A 23,099-nucleotide genomic window follows, 5' to 3' on the forward strand; every position below is an offset into this window, starting at 1 on the left:
CAGGTATTTCCACCATGACAGCGACCGTTTCCTTCCGCTGGGCGCGGTTGCGCCCGCTTTGCACGACGCTCGTCGCCTTCTGGTGCTGCACGGTCGCCGCGCAACCGCTGCCGGCCGCCGGCTCCGCCGCCGCGGCCCCGGCCGCTGCCGCCAGCGCGCCGGCTGCGGCGCCCGTCGCAGCCGGGCACACCTGCGAAGCCGACGGCGGCCCGGCCGGCCGCCCGTCGATCGGCCTCGTGCTGTCCGGCGGCGGCGCGCGCGGCTATGCGCACCTCGGGGTCCTCAAGGTGCTGGAGGACAACCGCATCCCGATCGACTGCATCGCCGGCACCAGCATGGGCGCCGTGGTCGGCGGCCTGTACGCGAGCGGGATGGCCGCCGGCGAAATGCAGCAGCGGCTGTCGGAGGTCAATCTCGCGGACATCGCGTTCGACGTGACGGAGCGCGCGGACCTGCCGCAAACCAGCCGGGAGGACGAGCGCCTGTACATCAACGGGCTGACGCTCGGTTTCGGCAAGAAAGGCGTGAAGGCGCCGGTCGGCCTCGTGCAGGGCAACCGGCTGCAGGCGCTGCTCGCGAGATGGACGGCCGCCGTGCCGACCAACCAGCCGTTCGACCGCCTGCCGATCCCGTTCCACGCGGTCGCGACCGACCTGCAGACGGGCCAGATGGTGGTGCTCGACCACGGCTCGCTGCCGCTCGCGATCCGCGCGAGCATGGCGATGCCGGGCCTGTTCGCGCCGGCCGAGATCAACGGGCGCGCGCTCGTGGACGGCGGGCTCGTCAGCAACCTGCCCGTCGACACCGCGCGGCAGATGGGCGCGAACGTCGTGATCGCGGTCGACATCGGCTCGCAACTGCGCCCGCTCGACGCGCTCGCGTCGCCGGCCGACGTGATGCAGCAGATGGTCGGCATCCTGATCCGCCAGAACGTGACCGCGCAGCGCAAGCAGCTCGACGCGCAGGACGTGCTGCTCACGCCGGACCTCGGCTCGCTCGCGTTCACCGATTTCCAGAACGCGAAGCAGGCGATCGCCGCCGGCGCGGCCGCCGCGACCGCGGCGCTGCCGAAGTTGCGGCGCTTCGCGCTCACGCCGGAACAGTACGCGGCCTACCGGTCGGCGCACGCGCAGCCGCTGCCGCCGCCGATCCGGATCACGCGCATCGACATCAAGACCAGCGGCGGCGTGCCGAAGCGGGTCGTCAGCAACGCGCTGCACGTGAAACCCGGCGACACCTACGATCCGGACACAGTCAGCCAGGATCTGCTCGGGCTCACGACGGGCGGCAACTTCGAGAGTGTCACGCAGCAGATCGTGAGCCACGGCGACGAAAACGTGCTCGAGATCAACGCGCGCGAGAAATACTGGGGGCCGAATTTCCTGCTGTTCGGGCTCGGCATGTCGAGCAGTTCGACCGACGAGGGCGGCTTCCGCCTGCACGTCGGCTACCGGCGGCCGTGGCTCACCGAATCGGGGCTCGAATTCCGCGCGGACACCACGATCGGCAGCGACCTGCAATCGGCGCGCATCGAGTTCCGCCAGCCGTTGTCGATGGCGTACGGCGTCTATCTGTCGCCGTACGCGGAATACCAGCGCCGCTACGCGAACCTGTACGACGACAGCGGCGACGTGAAGATCACGCAGTACCTGATGCAGACCGCGCGCGCCGGGCTCGATCTCGGCCTGCCGATTGCGCGGCTCGGCGATTTCCGCATCGGTATCGGTTATGTGACCGGGCACGGCTCGCCGACCTACAACCTGCCGTTCGATGACGGCAGCGGCCAGACGCTGCTGTGGCCAAGCTTCACGTCGCAGGCGCTGACCGCGCGCGCGCGGCTCGTCATCGATCAGCTCGACGATCCGCTGTTCCCGCGCAAGGGCTATTTCACCGAGCTGCGCGTCGAGCGCTCGCTGGTGTCGCACAACGGGGGGTCGGCGTCGGAGTTCGACGACGGCATCAACAACGCGCCCTACACCGAGATCTACGGCAAGGCGATGGTTGCGCAGCAGTTCGGCCGGCACAGCGTCAGCGCGACGATCGAAGGCGGCAAGAGCATCGGCGGCACCAACCTGATCAACGCGTTCAACTTCACGCTCGGCGGCTTTCAGCATCTGTCCGCGTATGCGGCCGACCAGCTGAACGGCAACGAGCTCGCGTATGCGCAGGTAACCTACATGAACCAGCTGATGACGTTCAACGCATCGCCGATCAAGGCGCTGTCGGTGGGCGCCAGCGCGGAAGTCGGCAACGTCTGGTCGAGCGGCCAGCAGATCGGCGGCGGCGCGCTCAAGCAGAGCTACACGTTCTTCACGAGCCTGTCGACCGCATTCGGGCCCGTCTACATCGGCGTCGCGCTCGCGCCCAGCGGCCGCCGCAACTTCTACCTGCAGCTCGGCCGCACGTACTGAGCGTGCACGGATGCCGTTTCGGCGGCATCCGCGTCTGCGTCGCGCCGCCCGCCCGGATCAGAACTCCGCCGCCATCGCGACCGCGCGGGCTTGCGCCCGCTCGATGCTGTCGCTTGCCCGCGCACTCCACGTGTGTTCGACGGTCAGGCTTCTGACCTCGCGCACGCCGATGAACCTCAACCAGAATTCGATGTAGTCGGCCTGATGCCGGAACCCGGGGTTGTCGGCGCCCGCGCCGGTTTCGCGGCTTTGCCCGCGAACATGGATCACCAGCGCGCGCGGAATCTCCAGCAGCGGCGCGTATGCGTTGCCGTCGAACGAAAACAGCATGTTCCGCTGGCTGACGAGATCGATCAGTTGCTTGAGCTTGTACGGATAGCCGAAATTCCACATCGGCACGCCGACGACGATCCGGTCCGCCTCCTGAAAACGCTTCACGAGCGACTGGATTCGCCGCCAGATCGACTGCTCGGCCTCGTTCATCGGCGCGTTTGCGACGCCCTTGTACTTGGCGCCGATCGCGTCGCTGCCGAAATCCGGCAAGTCTTCTTCCCAGACATTCAGCGTATCGACGTCGATCGCGGCGCCCGTCTCCCGGTACGCATCGACAAAGGCATTGGCAACCGCGATCGAAGCCGACCTGGCGCCGCGAGGAGAAGACACGATATTCAAAAGCCGCATGATGGGTGACCCGGACAGGAATGCATGATCAACGGGGCGGCCAGCGTGGCGGCCCCGGCTTCACTGCTGCGTCGCGGGCCGCACGCCTTCGTTGTCATGGATCGGCCCGCCCATATAGTTGCAATTGCAATCGTAATGCAAAGCGCGCACGCGCGGCAAACGAATCGTCACGCGATTGCCGTGCGGGAAGGAGTCGATACGGGAAGGTACGGCGTGAATGGCCGGCGACGCGCTCGAATCCGGCGCGCGCGGCCGGGTGCTGTCGTGCTGTCGTGACTGTCGAGGCTCGGCGCCCGTGCGGCGTCTCGCTAGACCGGCCAGCTGATCTCGAAGCGCGCGCCGCCGAGTTCGACGGGATCGACGACCGCGATCCGGCCGTTGTGCGCATGGAGCACCTGCCGCGTGATCGACAGGCCGAGGCCATAGCCGCCGGTGCGGCGGTCGAGGCGTACGAATGCGTCGAAGATCCGCTCGCGTTCGCTCTCCGGCACGCCGGGGCCGTCGTCCTCGACGAAGATCCCGATATTGCCGTGCACCAGCGAGATCCCGACGACGATCCGCGATTTCGCGTACTTGCTCGCGTTGCGCAACAGGTTGCGCATCGCATACGACATCAGCCGCCGGTCCATCTTCACGCGCAGATCCGACGCGATCGCGATGCGCGACTCGATCGCGCGCTCCGGATACAGCAGCTGCGCATCGTTGACCTGATGCTCGAACCACGCGACGGGGGCCGTCATCTCGAGGTTCGACTGCAGCGAGCTGTATTCGAGCCGCGCATACGTGAGGCTCATGTCGATCAGCTCTTCAAGCTCGGTCACGTCCTGCGCGATGCTCTCGAGCGCGCCCTGGTATTCGGCCGCGGAACCCGGTTCGCGCAACATTTCGAGCGCGAAGCGCACGCGCGCGAGCGGCGTGCGCAGCTCGTGCGAGATGCCGTTCGTCAGATCGCGCTGCGCGGCGATCAGCCGTTCCATGCGCATCGCGAGCGCATTCAGCGTCCGCGCGAGCGGGCCGATGATCACGCTGTGCGATTCGCGCGCGCGCGTGTTGAAGCGCCCGCCCGTGAAATCGATCGCGCGCTCGCGCACCATCACGAGATCCGACCACACCGGCCGCATCCATCGGTACGCCGCGAGCGCGGGTGCGGCGAACACGAATACGAGCACGATCCAGATGTCGCCGGGCAGCGAATCGAACGCATGCCACACGACCTGCGGCGACAATTCGACGCACAGCGCGAGCGCCGGCACGAGCGCGGTCAGCAGCACGAGGCCGAGCAGATGCAGGTAGGTGCGCACGTAAAGGCGCGACCAGCTCGGGATGCGATCGGCGCGCGTATCGGTCCACGCGCGGCGGAAATGCAGCCAGCGCCATTTGACGTACCGCAGCGTCGGAAGCGGCGGCGCATCGGGGTGCGAACGGGTTCGTCGGATCATCTCGGCTCCCGGCCGGCGGGTGGAATGCCCGCGCGGAACATGACGGCGTCGTACGAACGCCGCGTCATTCCCACGCGTGCTTGCTGAATTGATAGCCCTTGCTGCGGATCGTCTTGATCCGCTGCGGGTTGCTCGCGTCGTCGCGCAGCTTGCGGCGCAGCTTCGAGATGCGCCCGTCGATCGTGCGGTCGAGGCCGTCGAACTCGACGCCGCGCAACTGCAGCATCAGGTCGTCGCGGCTGACGACTTCGCCCGCATGGCACACGAGCGCCCACAACAGGTCGAATTCGGCCGACGTCAGGTCGGGCGTGCTGCCGTCGGGCAGCACGACGGAGCGGTCGGTGCGGTCGATCGAGAACTTGCCGAACGCGTAGCGCTCGGGCTGCGGCGCGGTGCTCTCGGCCGCGCGCGCGGGCGCACGGCGCAGTTGGGCCTTGATCCGCGCGAGCAGGATGCGCGGCTCGACCGGCTTGTGGACGTAGTCGTCCGCGCCGAACTCGAGGCCGAGCAGTTCGTCGAACGGCTCGTCGCGCGCCGTCACCATGATGATCACGCCGTCGTACTGCTTGCGCGCCTCGCGGCAGATTTCGAAGCCGTCCTTGCCCGGCAGGTTCACGTCGAGAATGACGAGATCGGGACGAATGGACAGGATCGCCGGCACCGCGGCGTCCCCATGCAGCACGGTGTCGACTTCATAGTCGTTCTTGCGCAGGTAGCCGGCGATCAGCGTGGACAGGCGGGTGTCGTCTTCGACGAGCAGGATGCGAAAAGACATGGGCAGCGGTCGGGTCATCGGGGAAGCCGCGGCGGCGCCGGCCGGTGCCGGACGCCGGCCATTGGCCGAAACGTACCGCATGATACTGCGCCCGCAGACTGCCTGTTCAGAGGTCTTGAGAATAAGGGCGCGATATCGTCCGCGCTTGACGAATCGGCGCCGGGACGGTTCCATACGGGCTCGCTTGAATCCTGGCCGCTTACCTACCCGCCTGACTCGATGAATTACCAGACTATCCTCGAACGCATCCACACCGAACTCACCCCCTGGATTGGCCGGGGACGGGTTGCCGACTACATTCCCGAGCTCGCGAAAGTGCCCGCCGACAAGTTCGGGATGGCCGTCGTGACGCTGGACGGAAACGTTTGCACGGTGGGCGACGCGTACGAGCGCTTCTCGATCCAGAGCATCTCGAAGTTGTTCGCGTGCACGCTCGCGTTCCAGCTGCTGGGCGACGCGCTGTGGGAGCGGGTCGGGCGCGAGCCGTCCGGCACCGCGTTCAATTCGCTGGTGCAGCTCGAAAGCGAGCGCGGCAAGCCGCGCAATCCGTTCATCAACGCCGGCGCGCTGGTTGTCACCGACGTGCTGTGCCGCCGCTTCGTGCGGGCCGAGACGGCGCTCGTCGAATTCGTGCGGCGGCTGATCGGCACGAACGACATCGACTACGATTCGCGCGTCGCGCAGTCGGAGCTGCAGCACGCAGAGCGCAACCGCGCGATGGCGCACTTCATGGCGAGCTTCGGCAACATGCAGATGCCGCCCGACACGGTGATCGACGCGTACTGCCGCCAGTGCGCGATCACGATGAACTGCGTCGAGCTGGCGCGCGCCGCGCTGTTCCTTGCGAACGGCGGCGTCGCGCCGGTCACCGGCGAGCGGATCGTCGATTCGAGTTCCGCGAAAAGGCTGTCGGCGCTGATGCTGACCTGCGGCACCTACGATGCGGCCGGCGATTTCGTGTATCGCGTCGGGCTGCCCGCGAAAAGCGGCGTCGGCGGCGGGATCGTCGCGGTGCTGCCCGGCGAGATGGCCGTGTGCGTGTGGGCGCCGGGGCTCGATGCGAACGGGAACTCGCTGGCGGGGACGCTGGCGCTGGAGTGGTTGACGACTTATTCGGGAAGGTCGATTTTTTGAGGCGGTGGAGTTGGGCGTGCCTCATCTGGCGCAATGCCGGCAGGTGAATATCTGCACGCTTAACGGAAAACTCGCCATTCGGCAGAAATCGACCCCACCGAGACATGCACCGGCTCAAACAACAAGAACACGAAAAATGAAAATAGTCCTCGTCGCTTCATTATTAGGAATGTCATTGCTTGCTCAAACATCCCTCGCCTTCGCGGACAGCGACAACGGGAAAAAGATCTTCCTGGCGAGATGTGCCATGTGCCACGGAGCAGATGCCAGAGGAACAGGACCATTGGCCAACAAGAGCAACCCGCCCACACCCGACCTTACGACGCCCGCCTTCAAAAAACGACTCAACGATTATCCGGGCGTTATTGTCTCATCAGTAATACTTCGTCCAAACGGGGACCTGATTCCAAAAACGTTGCGAGAAAATGGCGTAAAACTGCCACCGCACCCCTGGACGGTCAAGGATTTTCGCGATTTGAGTCAATACATGAGCGGATTGATTTTAAACAAATGAATACCTTGATGCGAGTTGGTATTGCCGGAATGCCGCCGCGATCACCCTGATCCCGACACGAGGCCACGAGCCGCGAGCATCCGGGCCCGGTATTGCCCGCCGCCGGTTTCGCGCACCGGGAATCGGCACGTTCCGCCGGCTCTGGCCCCTGCCGCTCAGCGACCCGCGCCGGCCCTCAAGCGCCGGCCCGATCGCACGATCATGCAGCCGCGCCATGAGAATGGAACACGGTTGCGGACGCGAGCTCGATATCCGTCGGCACTTCGAATTCCTTTTCCATGAAGTCGAACATGGCAGGCGATACCTCGAACGAAAACGTTTCGCCCTGTTCCGTATTCCTGGTCAGGACACGACCGCGACGAATGTCATGCGGTGCGGTGACAAAGTGCAGTTCACTCGAAATGCCGGCGTCCCGGGCTCGTTCGGCAAACGCCGAACGATTTCGCGCCTTCATGAAACCGAGATCCAGAACGACGTTCCCGCCATTTTTAGCGACCTGTTCGGCCGTGCCCCAGATTTGACGCTCGCAACGCTGCACGCGCTCCATGAGCCAGTTCAATTCGATCGGGCTCGGAAGGTCCGGGCCGTACAGCTGCGCCATCCACTCGTCGATCGAGAAACGCGTCGCTCCGGACGAGGCCGCGAGCGTCCGCGCGTAAGTCGACTTGCCGGCACCTTGCGGCCCGAAAACGATATGTACCACTGCCATGAAATCCCCTTCCTCGAGGTCGAGCGCCGTCGTGGCGCCTTGTAACTGTTCTCGGCTCGGTCACTCGGCCGGCGCGAAATTCAGCTCGACACCATTGCCCGCCGGATCGCGGAGGAAAATCTGGATCTGGCCGGTGAGCGGAACGTGGGCACGCGTGAACGCCACGTTGGCGTCGGTCAGATGACGCGCCATTTCGTCGGCGTCCGCACAGGAGAACGCAGCATGATCGAACGTATTGGCAACGTTTGACGGGCGCGACTCGCCCGGCGGCGCTTCCGACAGATGCAGCACGGCCTGCGTGCCCGCATACAACCAATACCCGAAGCGCTTGGACGGCGGACGAAACCCTTCCCGCAAGCCGACGATGCTGACGTAGAAATCGCGAAGCGAATCGAGTGTCTGCCGATCCGCCCGCAAATTGTAGTGACTGAATCCGGTAACTGGCATGACGTGTAGCTCGTGTTGGCGCAACGTGACAGGAAATGGCATCGCGCCGGGCATTGCCGCTTCGGGCACGCTCCGCGCGAAAACGGCAAGCCGGCATTGGCAAGCAATCGCGGCCGACGATCGACATGGGCATCGCACGACCGCGAACGACCGTGGGTCGATAAAACGCACGCCAGTATATTGCGGCGGCGCAGGGACGTGGCGCCGGTTTGGCGGGGATGGCCCCGCGACGCGGCAAAACGCCCCTACGAGAATCGCATCGGCAAGCACCCCGAATTTCCGGTACAAATCGGGAACGCTGAAATTCCCCGCGGGCAATCGGAGACTCTCGTTCATGACTCGGCAAAACGCACCGGATATCGCAACGGCAACCCGCACGACTCCCGGCGACAACCCATTCGCGCCGATTCCCGCCATCGTGCCGTCAAGCACCGCGCTGCTCGTCATGCATTACCAGACCGACATCCTCGGCCTCTTCCCGTCCGTCGCGCCCGGGTTGCTCGCCAATACGCGCCGGCTCTGCGATGCGGCCCGGGCAAGCGGCATCGGCGTCTGGTTCGCGAACCTCCGGTTCAGCCCCGGCTATCCGGAAATCAGCCCGCGCAACAAGAACGGCCAGGGCATCAAGCAGCTCGGCCTCTTCGTCGACGACGGCCCGTCGCCGGAACTCGGCCGGCAGCCCGGCGAGCCGCTGATCGTTGCGCACCGCGCCAGCGTGTTCTTCGGCACCGATCTGCAGGCGCGGCTGGTTGAACAAGGTGTCGACTCGCTGATCATGGTCGGCATCGCGTCGACGGGCGTCATGCTGTCGTCGATCGCCCACGCGAGCGACGCGGACTTCCGCCTGTACACGGTCAAGGACTGCTGTTACGACCCGGACCCGGTGGTGCATGAGCACCTGTTCTCCACCGCTTTCGAATCGCGCACGACGGTGCTGTCGCTCGCGGACGCGTTGCGGCTGATCGAGTAAACCAGCGCACGCGCGAGCGTTAGAGGCCTGCGGCTTGACGCGAATCGGCCCGTGGGATGACCACTACCGGGCCGTTCCGATCCCTTTCAGGATGAGGTCGACGCCGGCCACGAACTGCTCGCGCTCGTCGTGCGCGGCCAGTTGCGCCGCCACCTTGCGCACGAACGGATATGCCGCGGGATCGAGCTGCGTCCACCGGTCGGCGACGGCCGCAACGATCTCCGGCTGCGCCGGATCGCGCGGATGCAGGCGGGCGCCGGCCGCGTACTGGCCGGCCAGCCCGAAGATGTAGTGCATCAGCGCGGATGCCGCGTTGAATTGCGCGGGCTCCGGCACGCCCAGCGCCTGCAGGTGTCCGCCGACGCTTTCCAGAATCCGCAGCACCGCGTCCTGCCACGGCGCGCGGAACAACTGCGCGCCCACCCACGGATGTGCGCTGAACGCATCGAACAGACGCAACGCGACGTGACGGATCGCCTCCGCCGCATCGCCGTCAGGCGCCGCCGACTCGTTCGTCATCGCGCCGGCGATCACCCGATCCGCGGCCGCCGCGAGCAGGTCGTGCTTGTCGGCGACATGCCAGTAGATCGCGCCGCTTCCGGTCGCCAGATGCGCGGCAAGCGTGCGAAACGTCAGTGCGCCTTCGCCGTCGTTGTCCAGGATGTCGATCGCGGCGTCGACGATCCGCTCTTTCGACAGCGCGTCGGCGCGTCGTTCGGTTCGGTTCCGGGTTGTCATGCGCGGTAGCTTGACACACCTGGAACAACGTTCCAATATCTCGAAATGGAACAGCGTTCCACACTATTCCCATTCCTGGCGCACGCCCGCTGTCAGGTGCCGCCGTTCTTACCGACATCGGCCCGCCCTGGCCGGAAACCGAGCCCTCGATGACCCAGCCCGTCACCCATGATGTCCTGATTGCCGGCGCCGGCCCTGTCGGCCTCTTTCTCGCGTGCGAGTTGCGCGTTGCCGGCCTGTCGGTACTGGTGGTCGAGCAGGCCGGCGATCCGGCCTCTCCGCTGAAGCGGCTGCCGTTCGGCATGCGCGGCTTGTCGGCGCCCACCCTCGAAGCGTTCTATCGTCGTGGCCTGCTCGACGACATCACGATGCCGCCCGGTACATTCGACACCGCGCACTGGATGAAGCAATCGCGCCGTCCGGGCGGCCATTTCGCCGGCATCCCGTTCTTCCATGACCGCATCGATACATCCCGATGGCCGTACCGCCTGCCCGGCCCGGCCGGCACCCCCATGCCGACCGAACTCGAACGCGTCGAAGCCGCGTTGGCCGCCCGCGCGAGCGCGACGGGCGTCGAGATCCGGCGCGGCATCCGCGTCGAGGGCTTCGACCAGTCGGACGATGACGATGCGGTCACGCTGCACGCAAGCGGCAACGCGTGGCGCGGACGCTGGCTCGTCGGCTGCGACGGCGGCCGCAGCACGGTCCGCAAGGCCGGCAGCTTCACGTTCGCCGGCACCGATCCCGAATTCACCGGCTACACGATCGAGGTCGAACTCGCCGATCCCGGCACGCTGGCGCCCGGCCGTCACCACACCGCCACCGGCATGTATACGTATACGCCGCCCGGGACCATCGCGATGGTCGAATTCGACGGCGGCGCGTTCCACCGGCGCGGGCCGGTCCCGCTCGACCATGCGCAGGCGGTGTTGCGTCGCGTATCCGGCACCGGCGTCACCTTGACGGCGCTGCGGCTCGCCACCACGTGGACGGACCGCGCGCACCAGGCGAGCACCTATCGCAACGGCCGCGTGCTGCTCGCGGGCGACGCCGCGCACATCCACTCGCCGCTCGGCGGCCAGGGGCTCAACCTTGGGATCGGCGACGCGATGAATCTCGGCTGGAAGCTGGCCGCCACGATTCGTGGCGACGCGCCGGCCGGCCTGCTCGACAGCTATACGGACGAGCGGCATCCGGTGGGCGCCAGCGTACTCGACTGGTCGCGCGCGCAGGTCGCGCTGATGCGGCCAGCCCGGAGTTCGCGCGCGCTCGAGGCGATCGTCCGCGACCTGGTCGACACCCGCGACGGCGCGACTTACTTCGCCGAGCGTGTATGGGGGATGTCCGTTGCGTACGATCTCGGCGGCGGCCATCCGCTCGTGGGGCGCAGCGTTCCCGACTTCGAACTGGCCGACGGAACCCGGCTCGGCGAATACGTCAGGCACGGCAAAGGTGTACTGCTGGACTTCGATGGCGGAAGGCAGTTTCAGGCGCTCGCCAATCGCTGGTGCGACCGGATCGCCTATCTCGCCAGCGATGCGAAAGACCGATTGGGATTGCGCGCCGTGCTCGTGCGGCCCGACGGTGTCGTCGCGTGGGCCGGTGACGATGCTGCGAGCGCCGACGAAGCCGCGCACGCTGCAGCGCGATGGTTCGGCAAGCCCTGCGCCGCGCGTTGAATGCGGCCGCTCGTCGTCTGAGGAATCCGGTGTATATTGCCGACCGATACGCCTGCATGCGCGCCGTCGCCGGTGTGCCCGACCTCATCGAATGCCAACGCCATCCGCCCTGCCGACCCCTGCCGAACTGAACCGCACGCTGCCGTTCGCAGCCGGCGCGCGGCCGTGGCGGCTCGTCCGCTATGCGTGCATCGACTGGCTCGGCATCCTGCTGTGCTGGGCCGCGATCCGCTTCGTGCCGAATCCGTTCGTCCATGTCGCGGCCGTGTTGCTGATCGCGGGCCGGCTGCAGGCATTCGGCGTGATCCTGCACGATGCCTGCCATCTCCCGATGCGGCGCATGACGCTGCCGCTCGCGCTCGTCGAAGCGCTCGCCGGCTGGACGATCGGTTCGTCGATCGCCGCGATGCGCTATCACCACCTGCGCCATCACCGTGCGGTCGGCACCGCCGAGGATCCGTACCTGCACCGGCTGGCCGCGCGCGGCGGCTGGGTGCAGCGGGTGATGATGCTGCGCGGCGCGCTGTTGCCGGTCTGGTGGCCGCTGCGCGCGCTGATGGCGCCGCTTGCGCTCGCGTGGCCCGCGTTCCGGCCGTGGTATGCGCGCGGCTTCATGCAGGACCGCTCGCGCCACGATCTGCGCCGTCACCCTGAAGTCATCGCATGCGCGCGCGCCGACCTGCCGCATGGTGCGGGCTATCTGCTCGCGATTGCGGCCGTCGTGCACTGGGATCTGCCGTTCTTCACTTACTACGGACTGCCGTGGATCGTCGGCGGCATCATGAACGCGAACCGCGTGCTGCTCGAACACCAGCACGTCGAGATCGACGAACGCACGCCGGAATCGATCTGGCAGATGACACGCACGATGACGTTCGGCTGGATCGGCAAGCTCGTGCTGTATCCGCGCAATATCGGCTATCACCAGGTGCATCACGCGTATCCGGCGCTCGCGCTCGAACATCTGCCGGCCGTGCACCGCTACCTGACGGACGGCGCCGCATTCACGCCGCCCGCACCCGGCCAGACCCGCTCCACACGCTAGCTGCCCTGCGTCGCGCGGCGCCTACAGCTCGAAGCGCATCACCTTTTCGCCGCACTGCGCGGCCGGCAGCGGCTCGTCGCGCTTCACCGCATCGAGCAGCCGGTCGATCGCGACGTGCACGATGTCGGCGCGCACGTTATGCGGACGGAAGCCCGGCGCGTTGTCGAGGCCCTGCCGGTGCGCGCGCATGATCCGCACATCCTGCTGGATCACGAGATGCGTGTACAGGTTCAGCAGCGGACGCAGCGCGCGCAACATCCAGCGCGGCAGCCGGAAGCGATACGCGATGTACGTATAGACGCGCGAGCGGCGCGCATCGATCGGCGTGATCTGGCTGACGATCAGGAAACCGGAACGTTCGCCCCACAGATAGTCGCAGCGCGTCACGTTCGGCGCGATGAAGCGGTCGACGTGCGCGAGCGGCACGCGATCGGGGTTCGTGAGCCAGTCGAGACAGAAGCCGATCTTGTCGTCGCCGTCGTGATACGTGACGGCGACGCTGTCCGCTGTCGTCGCGACCGTCGCTTCCATCGCCTGGCCACGGCTGCTGCGGAAGATCCCGTCGTGCACGAATACCGTATGCGGCACGTCCATGAAGTTCTGCGCGAGCATCGCGATGTCGCCGTCGAACGTGTTCACCATGAAGTACGACTGCCACGGCGCGACGTCGTAAAACGGCATCCGGAAAATCGCGCGCGCTGACGGATCGCCCGCGCCGAGATACACCCACACGAGCCCGTCGAGCAACCGCACGGGCAGCGTGCGCTGCCGGAACGGATAGCGGCCGGGCGTGCCGGCCGGCTGCGTGCCGTCGATGCTCGGCACGTGGACGACCCGACCTTCGCCGTCGTAGCGCCAGCCGTGATACGGGCACACGAGCGTGTCGCGGTCGACCTTCCCGGCCGATAGCCGCGTGCCGCGATGCACGCACTGGTCGATCAGCGCGGCGACGCGGCCGTCGCGTTGCCGGAACAGCACGATGCCGGTATCGAGGATCCGCACGCCGAGCGGCTTGTCGCGCGGGAGTTCGCGTTCGGTGCACGCGACGAACCATTGCTCGTGCAGGCCGTCGGCCGGCGGTACAGGCTCGCGCGAGCCGGCCGCATCGCGCGACGGGCAATCCTGCCCGCATCCGCGTCGTTCGATCATGTCGTTCATCGCGTCATTCATTCGTCATCGCAAGCAGCGCATCGGCCACCGGCAACCGCGTCACGAGTGCGCACGGCTTCACGTCGCCCGCACGGATGCCGGCCCGTTCGGCCGCCTGTTGCAGCAGGTCGCCGAGCCGTTCCGGCGATCGGCCCAGCCGTCGCACGCGCAGCGTGCCGAGCTGGCCGAGGCGGCGTGCGTGCGCATAGTGGAACGCCTGCACCAGTCCGGTTTCGACGGCTGCACACATGGCGCCGGCCGCGTCGGCACCGATCTCGCCGGCGACGCACAACACGTAATGCGGCAGCCCTTCTTTCGCGACACACGGCACGATGCACGCGCCGACTTCGCCGTACTGCCCGCGCGCGCGATTCAGCGCATCGGCCGCTATCCGTTCGTCGAGCTTCTCGCCGACGAGATCGGCGCTCGCCGCCGCGCGCCCGACGAACGCAATGCGCGGCGTGCGCACGGCCATGCCGACCACGCGCACGCGATCGCCGAGCGCATAGCGATACAGCCCGCCGCCGGTGGTCAGCAGCACCTGTGCCTCGTCGCCGGGTCGCAGCCCTTCGACGTCGCACACACTGCCGTCGTCGCGCACGAACTCGAGGTAGTGGCTGCCGATCGCGAGCGGGCAACCGTCACCGGCGCCGAACGGAATGCTCGCGACGCCTTCCGTCGCGAACAGCCCCTTCGGCAGCCATTGCACCTGCGGAAACCGCACGCGCAACGCGTCGGCGTAATGCTTGCTCGGGCCGTCCAGCCAGCAACTCACGGCGGCCAGGCGCGGCCACAGCGCACGGCAGTCGCCATCCCCGATCGCACCGCGCAGCGCCGCGCGGCGGTCGGCCGGCAACGACGCCTCGACCCATGCGAGATCGCATGCGCCGTCGGCATCGTCGCGGTCGAACAGCGGGCGCAGCACGCTCGTCAGGAAGGTCGGGCTCCATACGCTGATGAACGCAAGCGCTTCGTCCGCGACGAGCGCGCGCAGCGTCTCGCGCCGCCACGTCGCCGCGTTGCCGGTCAGCGGCGGCACGAGCAGCGTCGACGCGAGCGCGGCCGCGCTGCTGTCGCCGAGGTAGTCGAGATCGCTCGCCGAGCCGACCGGAATCCCGTTGGGCGCGACACCCGGCGCCTGCAGCGGCGGCGACATCGACCAGTACGCGCGCCCCTCGCCGAGCGCCGGACAAGCGCGATACATGTCGGCCAGCCATACGATCATCGCGGCCTGCAGTTCGCGCAGGAACGCAGGCGTATAAGGAATGCGCTTCTGGTGCGCGGTGCTGCCGCTCGTCCGTTCGAGGAACACCGGGCGCTCGGCGGTCAGCACCGGTTCCGTTTCGTGCGACACGCGATCGAGCCACGGCAGGAAATCGGCGGCCGCCTGCACGGGCACGCGCTCACGGAACTGCGCGGGGCCATCGATCCGGTCGAAGCCGAACCGGCGGCCGAACGCCGTATCGCGGTTCGCGGCGAGCAGCGCCATGAGCCGCCGCGCCTGCGCGTCGCCCGGCGCTTCGAGGCCGGCCTGCCAGCGATCGACGTCCGGCTGCGCGGCGCGCGCGAACGTGCGCCATGCGTCGAGCGGGCTGCGTACCGAAGCGTCCATCAGAAATAGGTCTTGTCGAGTTGCGCGAGATCGTCGGGCAGCCGGCGCGGCGGCGCGAAGATCGTGAGCCAGCCGTACCACAGCGGCCGCGTCTCGCGCAGGTCCGACACCGCGTGCATGTCCTGCCAGCGCAGCGCGGGGCGGCGATGATGCGTGAGGTTGTAGTTGAAGTTCAGCAGCAGCCAGCGCACCGGCGTCGGCGCGCGCATGTTGTACGTGCCTTCGACGACGTCGAGCGGCGTGCGCATGTGGTACACCCATTGCAGCGACGACCACGAGAACGCGAACGCGAGATACGCGACCAGCACCGTCGACACCGACCAGTCGAGCAGCCAGCCGGCCAGCAGCCATGCGCCGACTGCCGCGAGCGTTTCGTAGCGGATCCGTCGGAAGTCGGCCGTCGTGAATTCCTTGAACGCGGCCGCGTAGGTGTTGTCGTCGCCACGCGCGGCGAGCCGCTGCATCGTTCGGCCGGGCACCAGCGCGAGCACGAAACTGCCGACGAAACCGCCGAGCCAGATGCCGCCGAGGATCGCGGCGTAGTATTCGATGCACTTGCGCAGCAGCGATTCGTCCGCGGTCGCGAAATCCGCTCGTTCGGCGCGCGTGCGGTTGCGCACGTGATGGCCGAGATGGTTCACGTGAATGAGCGTCGCGGCCGCGCCGAACATCGTGGACGCCCACCACATCATCATATAATTCGCGATCGGCCGGCGATGCCCGAACCCGTGGAAGGTTTCGTGCATCATCGAGAACACGCCCTGCATCACGAGGCAGAACGGCACGAGCGCGAGCCACTTGATCGCGCCGACGCCGGTATGCGAGAGCCAGGTGAGCGTGCCGGCCCACACCACGCTCTGCAGCGCGAGCACGAGCAGGTTCGCACGATCGTAACGTCGGGTCTGCACGGCAGCGGCTGGCGCGCTCGGTCGGTTCATGGCTCGGAATGGTGGTTGTTTGCACGGGAGGATACAACAGATGCGTCAGCCGCCGGTAACGGCCCGCGCCCCGTCCCTGACGGGGCGGAACTAGCATGCGGCCGTTGCGCCGCACGCCCGCCGACCGCACCGCGTCGCGCATGCCGACCCGCGACGTGCGCTTCGCGATCGACGCACGCATTCCGCGCTTCTGGTATCGCGGCGCGTGCCATGTCACGCGCTTCTTCGACGCGTTTTCCGTGATGTTTCCGCTCGGCGAGCGCTTCTTCATCGAAAGCGTGCGGCCGTTTCGCGACCAGGTTGGCGGCGACGCGACGCTCGCGGCCGACGTCGATGCGTTCGTGCGGCAGGAAGCATCGCATATCCGCGTGCACCGGCTCTACAACGCGCGCCTCGCGTCGCAGCGGGTGCCGGTCGACGCGCTCGAAGCGCTGCTCGAAAAACGCCAGCGCAATGCCGCGCGGCAGGTATCGCCCGTCACGCGGCTCGCGCTGACCGCGTGCCTCGAGCACTACACGACGATCCTCGCGCACCGGCTGCTGAGCGACCCGGCGATCCTCGACGGCGCCGATCCGACGATGGCGGCCGTGTGGCGCTGGCATGCCATCGAGGAAACCGAGCACAAGACGGTCGCGTTCGACGTGTTCGCGGCGGCCATGCCGAACGCGGCGCGGCGCTATGTCGTGCGCTGCGCGGCCATGCTCGGGATCTCCGTCTACTTCGTGATCGACCTGATCCATTTCGTGCACCGCCTCGTCGCCGTCGACGGGCAGACCTGGAACCTGCGCGGCTGGCTGCAACTGCTGCGCTGGCTGTTCGTCGCGCCGGGCATCTTCACGCGCGTGATGCCGATGTGGCTGTGCTGGTTCTCGCCGCGCTTCCATCCCGATCGCCTCGACAGCGACGCGGCGCTGCGCGCGGCACGCGCCGCGCTCGCACCGTACCTGGCCGGCGCCGAACGCGAACCGGAGTCGCACGCATGACGCGGGCGCCGTGGACGCCCGACGGGTTCGACGACTGGCGGCGCCACTATCCGGCAACGCCGTTCGCGCGTGCCGCGGCGAACCTCGACCGGACCGATGCGTTCATCGACGGCTGGACGCGGCGCACCGCCCGCCTGCCGCTGACGACGACGGTCGCGCTCGTCGCCGGGCTGTATTCGGAATGGCTGCCCGGCTGCAATCGCGGTGCGCGGCAGACGCTCGGCGCGGCCGGCTATCGCGTGCTGACGGTGCCGGTGCGTTCCGCGCGCGGCGTGTTCGATCAGGGCGCGCATATCGGGACGTACCTGCGCACGCACCTGCCCGCCGGCGGCGAATTCGTCGCGCTCGCGCACAGCAAGGGCGGCATCGACACGCTCGCCGCGCTCGTCGGCGACCCGGCGCTGGCCGCGCGTTGCGCGGGCCTCGCGCTCATGCAGCCGCCGTGCGGCCCGTCCGCGATCGTCGATACGATCTTCCGACACGGCATCGCGCCGCATGCGGCCGCGCCGTGGCCTGACCGCATCGCACGCCGCATGCTGCGCACGCGCTGGGCCGACGCGGGCACGCGCGACATCAGCAGCCGGCGCGATCCGCGCGTCGGCGCCATGCTTGCCGCGCTGCCGCGCGACCTGCATCTCGTGCATGGCGTGAGCTGGTCCGTCGAGGCATCCACGCGCTTCGATTCGCATCACGGGCGGCTGAACGGGCATCGTCCCGGCTGCGCGCACGACGGACAGTTCTATCTCGAACACCAGGTAATGGCCGGCGTCCCGCAGGTCTGCCTGCCGCGGCTTGACCACGGCCAGCCCGTGCTCGGCGGGCTCGGCTTCGACGCCGGGCGCTTCTGGCTCGCGCTCGCCGACCTGCTGCACGTCACGCGCGCTCAGACCAGGTAGATCTCGAAGCCCGGCACGCGGCCGGCCAGCAGGCCGTCGATCGGTGCGGCCGGCTCGCCGGTCGACAGCGTATAGAGATCCATCGGCGTACGCGCCGCGTAGTAGCGCGCAAGCGCCGGCCGGAGCGGATCGCCGTCGTACAGGCACAACTGCATCAGCGCGTGACTGTTGCGCACGCGCAGCCACGCGGCATCGAGCAGCGCCGCGAACACGGACGGATCGCGGTCGCGCACCTGCAGGTGGGTCAGGTAGACGTCGCGCAACGGCTCGCCGGGCGCCGCGATACGCGGGCGGCGCAATGCGGGCGCGAGTGCATTGAATGCGGCACGGACCGCCTGCAGCGGCAACGGCAGCCGTTCGAGCACGATCCGTTTGATATCGCCGGCGTCCCATGGCGCGACGCAGCCGAGCAGGTTGTCGTGCGCATCGAGCGCCAGCAGGAACGCGCCGATGCCGAACGACGGCCACGTGTCGAGCCGCCGCGCGAACTCGTCCGCGGAGAATACGCCGCCAAACGGCTGGCGGCACGATTCGGCATCGAGAAACGCGCGCAGTGCGTCCGCATGATGCGGCTGCGCATCGACGATCCGCACGCCCGGCACGCTGCGCGGCGCCGACGACAGCCCGCGCTGCGCATAGATCGACACGTTCTCGTAGCCGTGCCAGTGCGCGAAACGCAGCCGGTTCTCGCGCCGCGATCGTGCCAACGACTGCACCGCGAGCCGGTTGTCGCGGATCATGCAGCAATACGCATGCTGCACGCCGGCGTCGGCGCGCAGCGTCGCGAGGCGTTCGCGCACCGAGTCGGTCCACTCGCGCGACAGCCGCCGGTCGGGCATCAGCCGCAGGTCGCCGAGATAGGCGACCGGCTGCGCGCGTTCGCCGAGATAGCCGTCGCGCACGACGAGGCTCGCGAGCCCCTTCAGCGACGCGCGCTCATCCTCCGCGAGCCAGACCTCGTGATGCGGGGCGTGGCAGCGATGCAGCGCGAAGTAGTCGGGCGCACGATCGAAGCGCAGCGGCAGGCTGCCCTGCATCGCATGGCGGGACTGGAAATCGAGGATGCGCGCGTTGTCGGCCGGTTGCGCGAGACGGATCCGCATGCGCGCGGCTCACCTGCCGTCGAACAGCCGGCGCGCGAGCGGCCGCAGGTTCGACGCCGACAGTTCGCACAGGCACACGAGTTCGTCGCCCTGCGCATAGCCGGGGTTGCGTGCGAGGAAGTAGTCGACGTCGGCCAGCCGCCGGTGCGCGGCCGGCACCTCCGCGAGCGCGGGCGTGAGCCGGCCCTGCGGCATGTCGAACGACAGCAGGCCGGTAGCGGAATCGTACGCGTGCCCGTAGCGGCTCGCGGCCAGGTGATCCATCAGGTCCTGCGTGGCCGGTGCGGTCAGGTTGTCGGCACGCGGCGCGTAGTCGCGCGCGAACGCGCGCAGGTAGCGATAGGTGCGATGCCCCTTGCAGATCAGGAACCAGTACAGCGGCACGGCGGGCGCCTGCCGCCACACGGCGCCCGCGTGGCGGATCCACGCGAACGCGAGATGCTGCGTGCCCCAATGCGCGGGATCGATGATCGTATCGCCGGAAAAGATCACGCGGATCGATGCGTCGCGCCAGCGTGTCTCGTACTGCCTGAGCGTCGAGAAGCCCTGGATCGCGCCGCCGCCGTCGCGCAGCACGATGCAGTGCGTCTTGTCGCCGAGGTCGCGGTCGAACTGCGCACGGACCGTGTCGCAATAGGACGCCGCATACAACGAGAACATCCGGTCGATGTCGTCCGGGCCCAGGGCCGTTCGTTCGACGGCGGTGGCACGCAACTCCATCGGCTACTCCTGCAAGACTGAACAGCTTGCTATGATAGCCCGTTACCCGCCCGCTCCCGCCATGTCCCACGCCGTTTTCCGCCAGGAAGCGAACGACGCGCCGATCGCCCGGCCATGGCGGCTGCTCGCCGCCTATCTCGTCGTGACGGGCGCGTTCTACGCATTCGTCACGCACCTGCCGCTCGGGCCGGTCACGCTCGTTCCGGCAAGCGCGCTCGATCGCGCGGTTCCGCTGCTGCCCGGCACCGTGCCGCTCTACCTCAGCTACCTGTTCGCGATGCCCGCGCTCGTCTGGCTCGGGCGCGGCCGCGCATGGCTGCTGCCGGCGTTCTTCGCCGGCGCGCTCGCGGCCGGCGTTTGCCTCGTGTGCCATCTGCTGCATCCGACCACCGTCGCGTGGCCGCCCGCTCATGACAGCTGGATCGCGTGGCTGCAGCGAATCGATACGCCGCTTGCCGCATCGCCGAGCGGGCACGTCGCGCTGCCGGTCGCGATCGCGATCGTGCTGCTGGCGCTGCGGCAACGGTCAGCCGTGCTGTTCGTCGCGTGGAGCGCGCTGCTGATGGTAACGGTACTGACCACCGGCCAGCATCGCGCCGCCGATGTCGCATGGGGCTGCACGACCGGCATCGCGGCCGGCACGTTCACGCTCGCGTTGCTGCGCATCGAGGTCGACCTGCGCACGGTTGCGGCCGCGCTGCTCGAATGGGCGTGCATCGTCGTCGCGATCCGCGTGGCCGTCACGCTCGGCGCGTGGTACCTGTATGCGCTTGCGGTGCTCGTCGTCGCGACGCGGCAGCATGCGCTGTTCATCCTGTATCACGACGCGACTCACTATCACCTCACGCGCCGTCGCGGTTTCAACGATTTCCTGATCAACGTCGCAATCGGCGTGCCGGGGCTCGTGCCCGTCGAGTTCTACCGGCCGCTGCATCTCGCGCATCACCGGCATCTCGGCACCGCGCAAGATCCGGAGCGCCAATTTCTCTATCACGGCCAGCCGTGGCGGTTCCGGCCGCTCAACGCATGGCCGCTCGCGCGGCAGTTGCTCGGCGATCTGTTCGTGCTGAACATGGTGCGCAACATCGCGGCATTCCGGCGCGCGGGCGGGCAGAACATGCGGCTCGGCCTGCCGTTCCAGGCGGCCGCGGCCGTATGGGCGGTGATCGTCGCGCTGCTCGCGTGGGCCTGTTCCGCGCGAACGATCCTGCTGGTCGCGGCGCTGTGGTTCGCGCCGCTGCTCACGCTGTCGGTGCTGCTGCAGAAGATCCGCAGCATGGCCGAGCACAGCGGCGGCCCGCACGCGACGCCCGGCTGGGCCGACTGGACGTATTCGTGGCGCACGGGCTGGATCGGCCGCGTGTTCGTGTGGCCGTATCACATCAATCTTCATCTGCAGCATCACCGGAATCCGGCGGTGCCGTGGCATGCGCTGCCCGACGTTATCGACGAACACGAGCCGCAGCTCGACGCACCGGAACTGGCCCGGCTGCTGTGGTCGGGCATCCCGCCGAAGCCGTGACCGGCGACGGCGTGCGCGATGTCGCGCGCCGTCGCCCCCTGCCCCGTTACTTCGCGATATACACGCCCGACGTCGGGCACGTGCCCTGCGTATTGCCGTCCGTCACGAGCGACGCGGCGCTCGGGAATTGCGCGGTCGCATTGGTCTTCACCGCGATCCACGCTTCGGTGAAGTAGCTGACGCCATTCGTCTTCGTGCACTTCAGCGACACCGCGCTGCGCGTATTGCTGCCGAATGCGCCTTCGAACGCCGACAGCAGCTGGTTGCGCGTAACCGTCTTGCCCGCGTTCGCCTGCAGGAACGTGTTGAACGACGTGTTGCCGAGCCGGCTGATCATGCCGGACGCCTGGTTCCAGTACGCATCGGGCGTCGCCGAGTTCGAGCAGGTGCCGTGCTTGAACCACTCGTGCTTGTCGAGGCACGACGCGACGCCCGGCATGTACGTCGACAGCGTGTTGCGGGTGGCGCTGCTGATCGGATACGCATCCATGCTGCACCACTGATGCGCGTTGTCGAGGTCGATGTCGTTCTGCGGCACGCCGCAGTAGAACGGCTGGTTGCCGTCGTAGTTGTTCGGCCACAGGCCGTGCAGCGACAGGCTCGTCGCCGCATACGTGCCGGCGAGGTTCGTGCATTCGGGCGTGTCGTGCGACGCGCAGAAGCCGGGCTCCCACGACGCGGCGAGCAACAGGTAGTCGTAGCTGGTCTGCGCGGCGGCGTGCAGTGAAACGGAAGCGACGGCGAGTGCGGCAGCGGCGCGGGCGAGCGTCTTGAGCATGGCGTTTCCTCGGAAAAGGCCTGCGGTCGCGGGATGCGCCGCAAGGTTGTCGAATGTCTGTCCGCGATTGTTGCCGACGCAACGTGGCACGAATGTGAAGGTGGACGAAAGAACGCGCGACGCGACACAGGCTTCGCCGGTCGCCCGCACGCTGGGCAAGCCGGTGCGGATCAGGCCGGCTACGATCGTGAGCGACTGACCGGCCGGCACCGCCGCGGACGCCGCACTATCGACACCGGCTCGCGCACGCATGCGGCACGCCGCCCCTCACGATCCGGCGCCCAGCTGCGTGCACGCGCGTGTGATCGATTCGGGGCCTTCGAGCGCGAGGATCTGCCACACGCCGATGCTGACGCGCTGGCGCGCCGCCGTCGACGCATCGGCCAGCAACGCCTCGACGCGCGGCGCGGCGTCCGGCACCTGCTGCTTCAGCGCCGCGTGATGCCGCGCGCGCGACGCCGGTTCCGATTCGTACACGTCGCACAGGCGCACCATGCCGGCGAGGCCGGCAAGGTCGTCGTCCTTGTCGATCGCGCCCGGCTCGACCGGTGCGAGCCCCTTGCGCTCCGCCGCCGGCAGCTTGTTGCGCGCGCCTTCGTCGATCGACGTGGCGGATGCCGGCGGCAGGCCGCCGATCGCCGCGACGATCCGGCTGCCTGCGGCGATCATGTCGCCCTGGCACTCGATCTTCTCGTCGGCCGCGACGTTCGAGCAGAACGACACCGACGTCCGGTACACGTCGTCGCTCATGCGCGGCACTTCGTCCACGCTCGCCTGCGCGAAGCCGGCGCTCGTCAGCGCCAGCGCGGTGGGAATCAGGATGCGGAATGCGCTCGTCTTGTTCATTGTTGTTTGC

Annotated in this window: 22 protein-coding genes; 9 read left to right on the top strand and 13 right to left on the bottom strand. The window is 68.0% G+C overall.

Annotated features, from left to right (window positions below):
* Positions 1-14: 14 nt before the first annotated feature.
* Positions 15-2,411: a patatin-like phospholipase family protein gene (locus LGN17_RS08645; protein ID WP_226195912.1), complete on the top strand. Its 2,397-nt coding sequence runs from the start codon at positions 15-17 to the stop codon at positions 2,409-2,411.
* Positions 2,412-2,468: 57 nt separating this feature from the next.
* Here LGN17_RS08645 and LGN17_RS08650 read toward each other — a convergent pair whose 3' ends face one another.
* The 3 genes from LGN17_RS08650 to LGN17_RS08660 form a co-directional block, all read right to left on the bottom strand.
* The gene (locus tag LGN17_RS08650) at positions 2,469-3,092 is read right to left on the bottom strand and encodes an FMN-dependent NADH-azoreductase (protein WP_226195913.1); all 624 of its coding nucleotides are present in this window, start codon (positions 3,090-3,092) and stop codon (positions 2,469-2,471) included.
* Between the two features lie 308 nt (positions 3,093-3,400).
* Positions 3,401-4,531: an ATP-binding protein gene (locus LGN17_RS08655; protein WP_175015217.1), complete on the bottom strand. Its 1,131-nt coding sequence runs from the start codon at positions 4,529-4,531 to the stop codon at positions 3,401-3,403.
* A gap of 64 nt (positions 4,532-4,595) precedes the next feature.
* The gene (locus LGN17_RS08660; protein WP_166961862.1) at positions 4,596-5,306 is read right to left on the bottom strand and encodes a response regulator; all 711 of its coding nucleotides are present in this window, start codon (positions 5,304-5,306) and stop codon (positions 4,596-4,598) included.
* Positions 5,307-5,525: 219 nt separating this feature from the next.
* Here LGN17_RS08660 and LGN17_RS08665 point away from each other — a divergent pair, with 219 nt between their 5' ends.
* Positions 5,526-6,440, top strand: a complete 915-nt coding sequence (locus LGN17_RS08665) for a glutaminase (protein WP_226195914.1) — start codon at positions 5,526-5,528, stop codon at positions 6,438-6,440.
* A 136-nt stretch (positions 6,441-6,576) separates the two neighbouring features.
* Entirely contained in the window at positions 6,577-6,954 is a 378-nt protein-coding gene (locus tag LGN17_RS08670) for a cytochrome c (protein WP_226196450.1), read from the top strand.
* A gap of 199 nt (positions 6,955-7,153) precedes the next feature.
* Here the strand turns inward: LGN17_RS08670 and LGN17_RS08675 are convergent, their stop codons facing one another.
* Positions 7,154-7,663, bottom strand: a complete 510-nt coding sequence (locus LGN17_RS08675; RefSeq protein ID WP_226195915.1) for an AAA family ATPase — start codon at positions 7,661-7,663, stop codon at positions 7,154-7,156.
* 60 nt (positions 7,664-7,723) lie between these two features.
* Positions 7,724-8,110: a VOC family protein gene (locus LGN17_RS08680; RefSeq protein WP_226196453.1), complete on the bottom strand. Its 387-nt coding sequence runs from the start codon at positions 8,108-8,110 to the stop codon at positions 7,724-7,726.
* A gap of 334 nt (positions 8,111-8,444) precedes the next feature.
* Between LGN17_RS08680 and LGN17_RS08685 the strand changes: the two genes are divergently transcribed.
* A complete protein-coding gene (locus LGN17_RS08685) occupies positions 8,445-9,080 on the top strand; it encodes a cysteine hydrolase family protein (protein WP_226195916.1) in 636 nt (211 codons plus the stop codon).
* 63 nt (positions 9,081-9,143) lie between these two features.
* Here LGN17_RS08685 and LGN17_RS08690 read toward each other — a convergent pair whose 3' ends face one another.
* Positions 9,144-9,818: a TetR/AcrR family transcriptional regulator gene (locus tag LGN17_RS08690; protein ID WP_226195917.1), complete on the bottom strand. Its 675-nt coding sequence runs from the start codon at positions 9,816-9,818 to the stop codon at positions 9,144-9,146.
* 149 nt (positions 9,819-9,967) lie between these two features.
* On the opposite strand from LGN17_RS08690, the gene LGN17_RS08695 reads away from it, so the two are divergent.
* Positions 9,968-11,497, top strand: a complete 1,530-nt coding sequence (locus tag LGN17_RS08695) for an FAD-dependent monooxygenase (protein WP_226195918.1) — start codon at positions 9,968-9,970, stop codon at positions 11,495-11,497.
* 91 nt (positions 11,498-11,588) lie between these two features.
* On the top strand, positions 11,589-12,542 hold the full coding sequence (locus LGN17_RS08700; RefSeq protein ID WP_226195919.1) for a fatty acid desaturase family protein: 954 nt from the start codon (positions 11,589-11,591) through the stop codon (positions 12,540-12,542).
* Positions 12,543-12,563: 21 nt separating this feature from the next.
* Here the strand turns inward: LGN17_RS08700 and LGN17_RS08705 are convergent, their stop codons facing one another.
* From LGN17_RS08705 to LGN17_RS08715, 3 genes are read right to left on the bottom strand one after another with little or no spacing between them, the layout of a single operon-like run.
* Positions 12,564-13,700, bottom strand: coding sequence for an aromatic ring-hydroxylating oxygenase subunit alpha (locus tag LGN17_RS08705; protein ID WP_226195920.1), 1,137 nt, complete (start codon positions 13,698-13,700; stop codon positions 12,564-12,566).
* Positions 13,701-13,704: 4 nt separating this feature from the next.
* Positions 13,705-15,303, bottom strand: coding sequence for a GH3 auxin-responsive promoter family protein (locus tag LGN17_RS08710; protein ID WP_226195921.1), 1,599 nt, complete (start codon positions 15,301-15,303; stop codon positions 13,705-13,707).
* The gene (locus tag LGN17_RS08715; RefSeq protein WP_226195922.1) at positions 15,303-16,241 is read right to left on the bottom strand and encodes a fatty acid desaturase; all 939 of its coding nucleotides are present in this window, start codon (positions 16,239-16,241) and stop codon (positions 15,303-15,305) included. The genes LGN17_RS08710 and LGN17_RS08715 overlap by 1 nt, the downstream gene beginning before the upstream one ends.
* Before the next feature lie 95 nt (positions 16,242-16,336).
* On the opposite strand from LGN17_RS08715, the gene LGN17_RS08720 reads away from it, so the two are divergent.
* Both LGN17_RS08720 and LGN17_RS08725 read left to right on the top strand, forming a co-directional pair.
* Positions 16,337-17,224 carry a metal-dependent hydrolase gene (locus tag LGN17_RS08720; RefSeq protein WP_226195923.1) on the top strand — a complete coding sequence of 296 codons (888 nt, stop codon included), beginning with the start codon at positions 16,337-16,339 and terminating at the stop codon, positions 17,222-17,224.
* A complete protein-coding gene (locus LGN17_RS08725; RefSeq protein ID WP_226195924.1) occupies positions 17,221-18,120 on the top strand; it encodes a hypothetical protein in 900 nt (299 codons plus the stop codon). The genes LGN17_RS08720 and LGN17_RS08725 overlap by 4 nt, the downstream gene beginning before the upstream one ends.
* Here LGN17_RS08725 and LGN17_RS08730 read toward each other — a convergent pair.
* On the bottom strand, positions 18,108-19,223 hold the full coding sequence (locus LGN17_RS08730) for a hypothetical protein (protein WP_226195925.1): 1,116 nt from the start codon (positions 19,221-19,223) through the stop codon (positions 18,108-18,110). The two genes, LGN17_RS08725 and LGN17_RS08730, sit on opposite strands and share 13 nt — an antisense overlap.
* 9 nt (positions 19,224-19,232) lie before the next feature.
* The gene (locus LGN17_RS08735) at positions 19,233-19,943 is read right to left on the bottom strand and encodes a hypothetical protein (protein WP_226195927.1); all 711 of its coding nucleotides are present in this window, start codon (positions 19,941-19,943) and stop codon (positions 19,233-19,235) included.
* Positions 19,944-20,004: 61 nt separating this feature from the next.
* Between LGN17_RS08735 and LGN17_RS08740 the strand changes: the two genes are divergently transcribed.
* Positions 20,005-21,465 (top strand): fatty acid desaturase family protein, encoded by a 1,461-nt coding sequence (locus tag LGN17_RS08740; RefSeq protein WP_226195929.1) that lies wholly within the window; start codon positions 20,005-20,007, stop codon positions 21,463-21,465.
* Between the two features lie 46 nt (positions 21,466-21,511).
* On the opposite strand, the gene LGN17_RS08745 is transcribed toward LGN17_RS08740, so the two are convergent.
* Positions 21,512-22,243, bottom strand: coding sequence for a ribonuclease T2 (locus LGN17_RS08745; protein WP_226195931.1), 732 nt, complete (start codon positions 22,241-22,243; stop codon positions 21,512-21,514).
* 267 nt (positions 22,244-22,510) lie between these two features.
* Positions 22,511-23,089, bottom strand: a complete 579-nt coding sequence (locus LGN17_RS08750; RefSeq protein ID WP_226195932.1) for a hypothetical protein — start codon at positions 23,087-23,089, stop codon at positions 22,511-22,513.
* Positions 23,090-23,099: the final 10 nt, after the last annotated feature.

The sequence above is a fragment of the Burkholderia sp. AU30280 genome (assembly GCF_020420125.1).
Classification (GTDB): Bacteria; Pseudomonadota; Gammaproteobacteria; order Burkholderiales; family Burkholderiaceae; genus Burkholderia.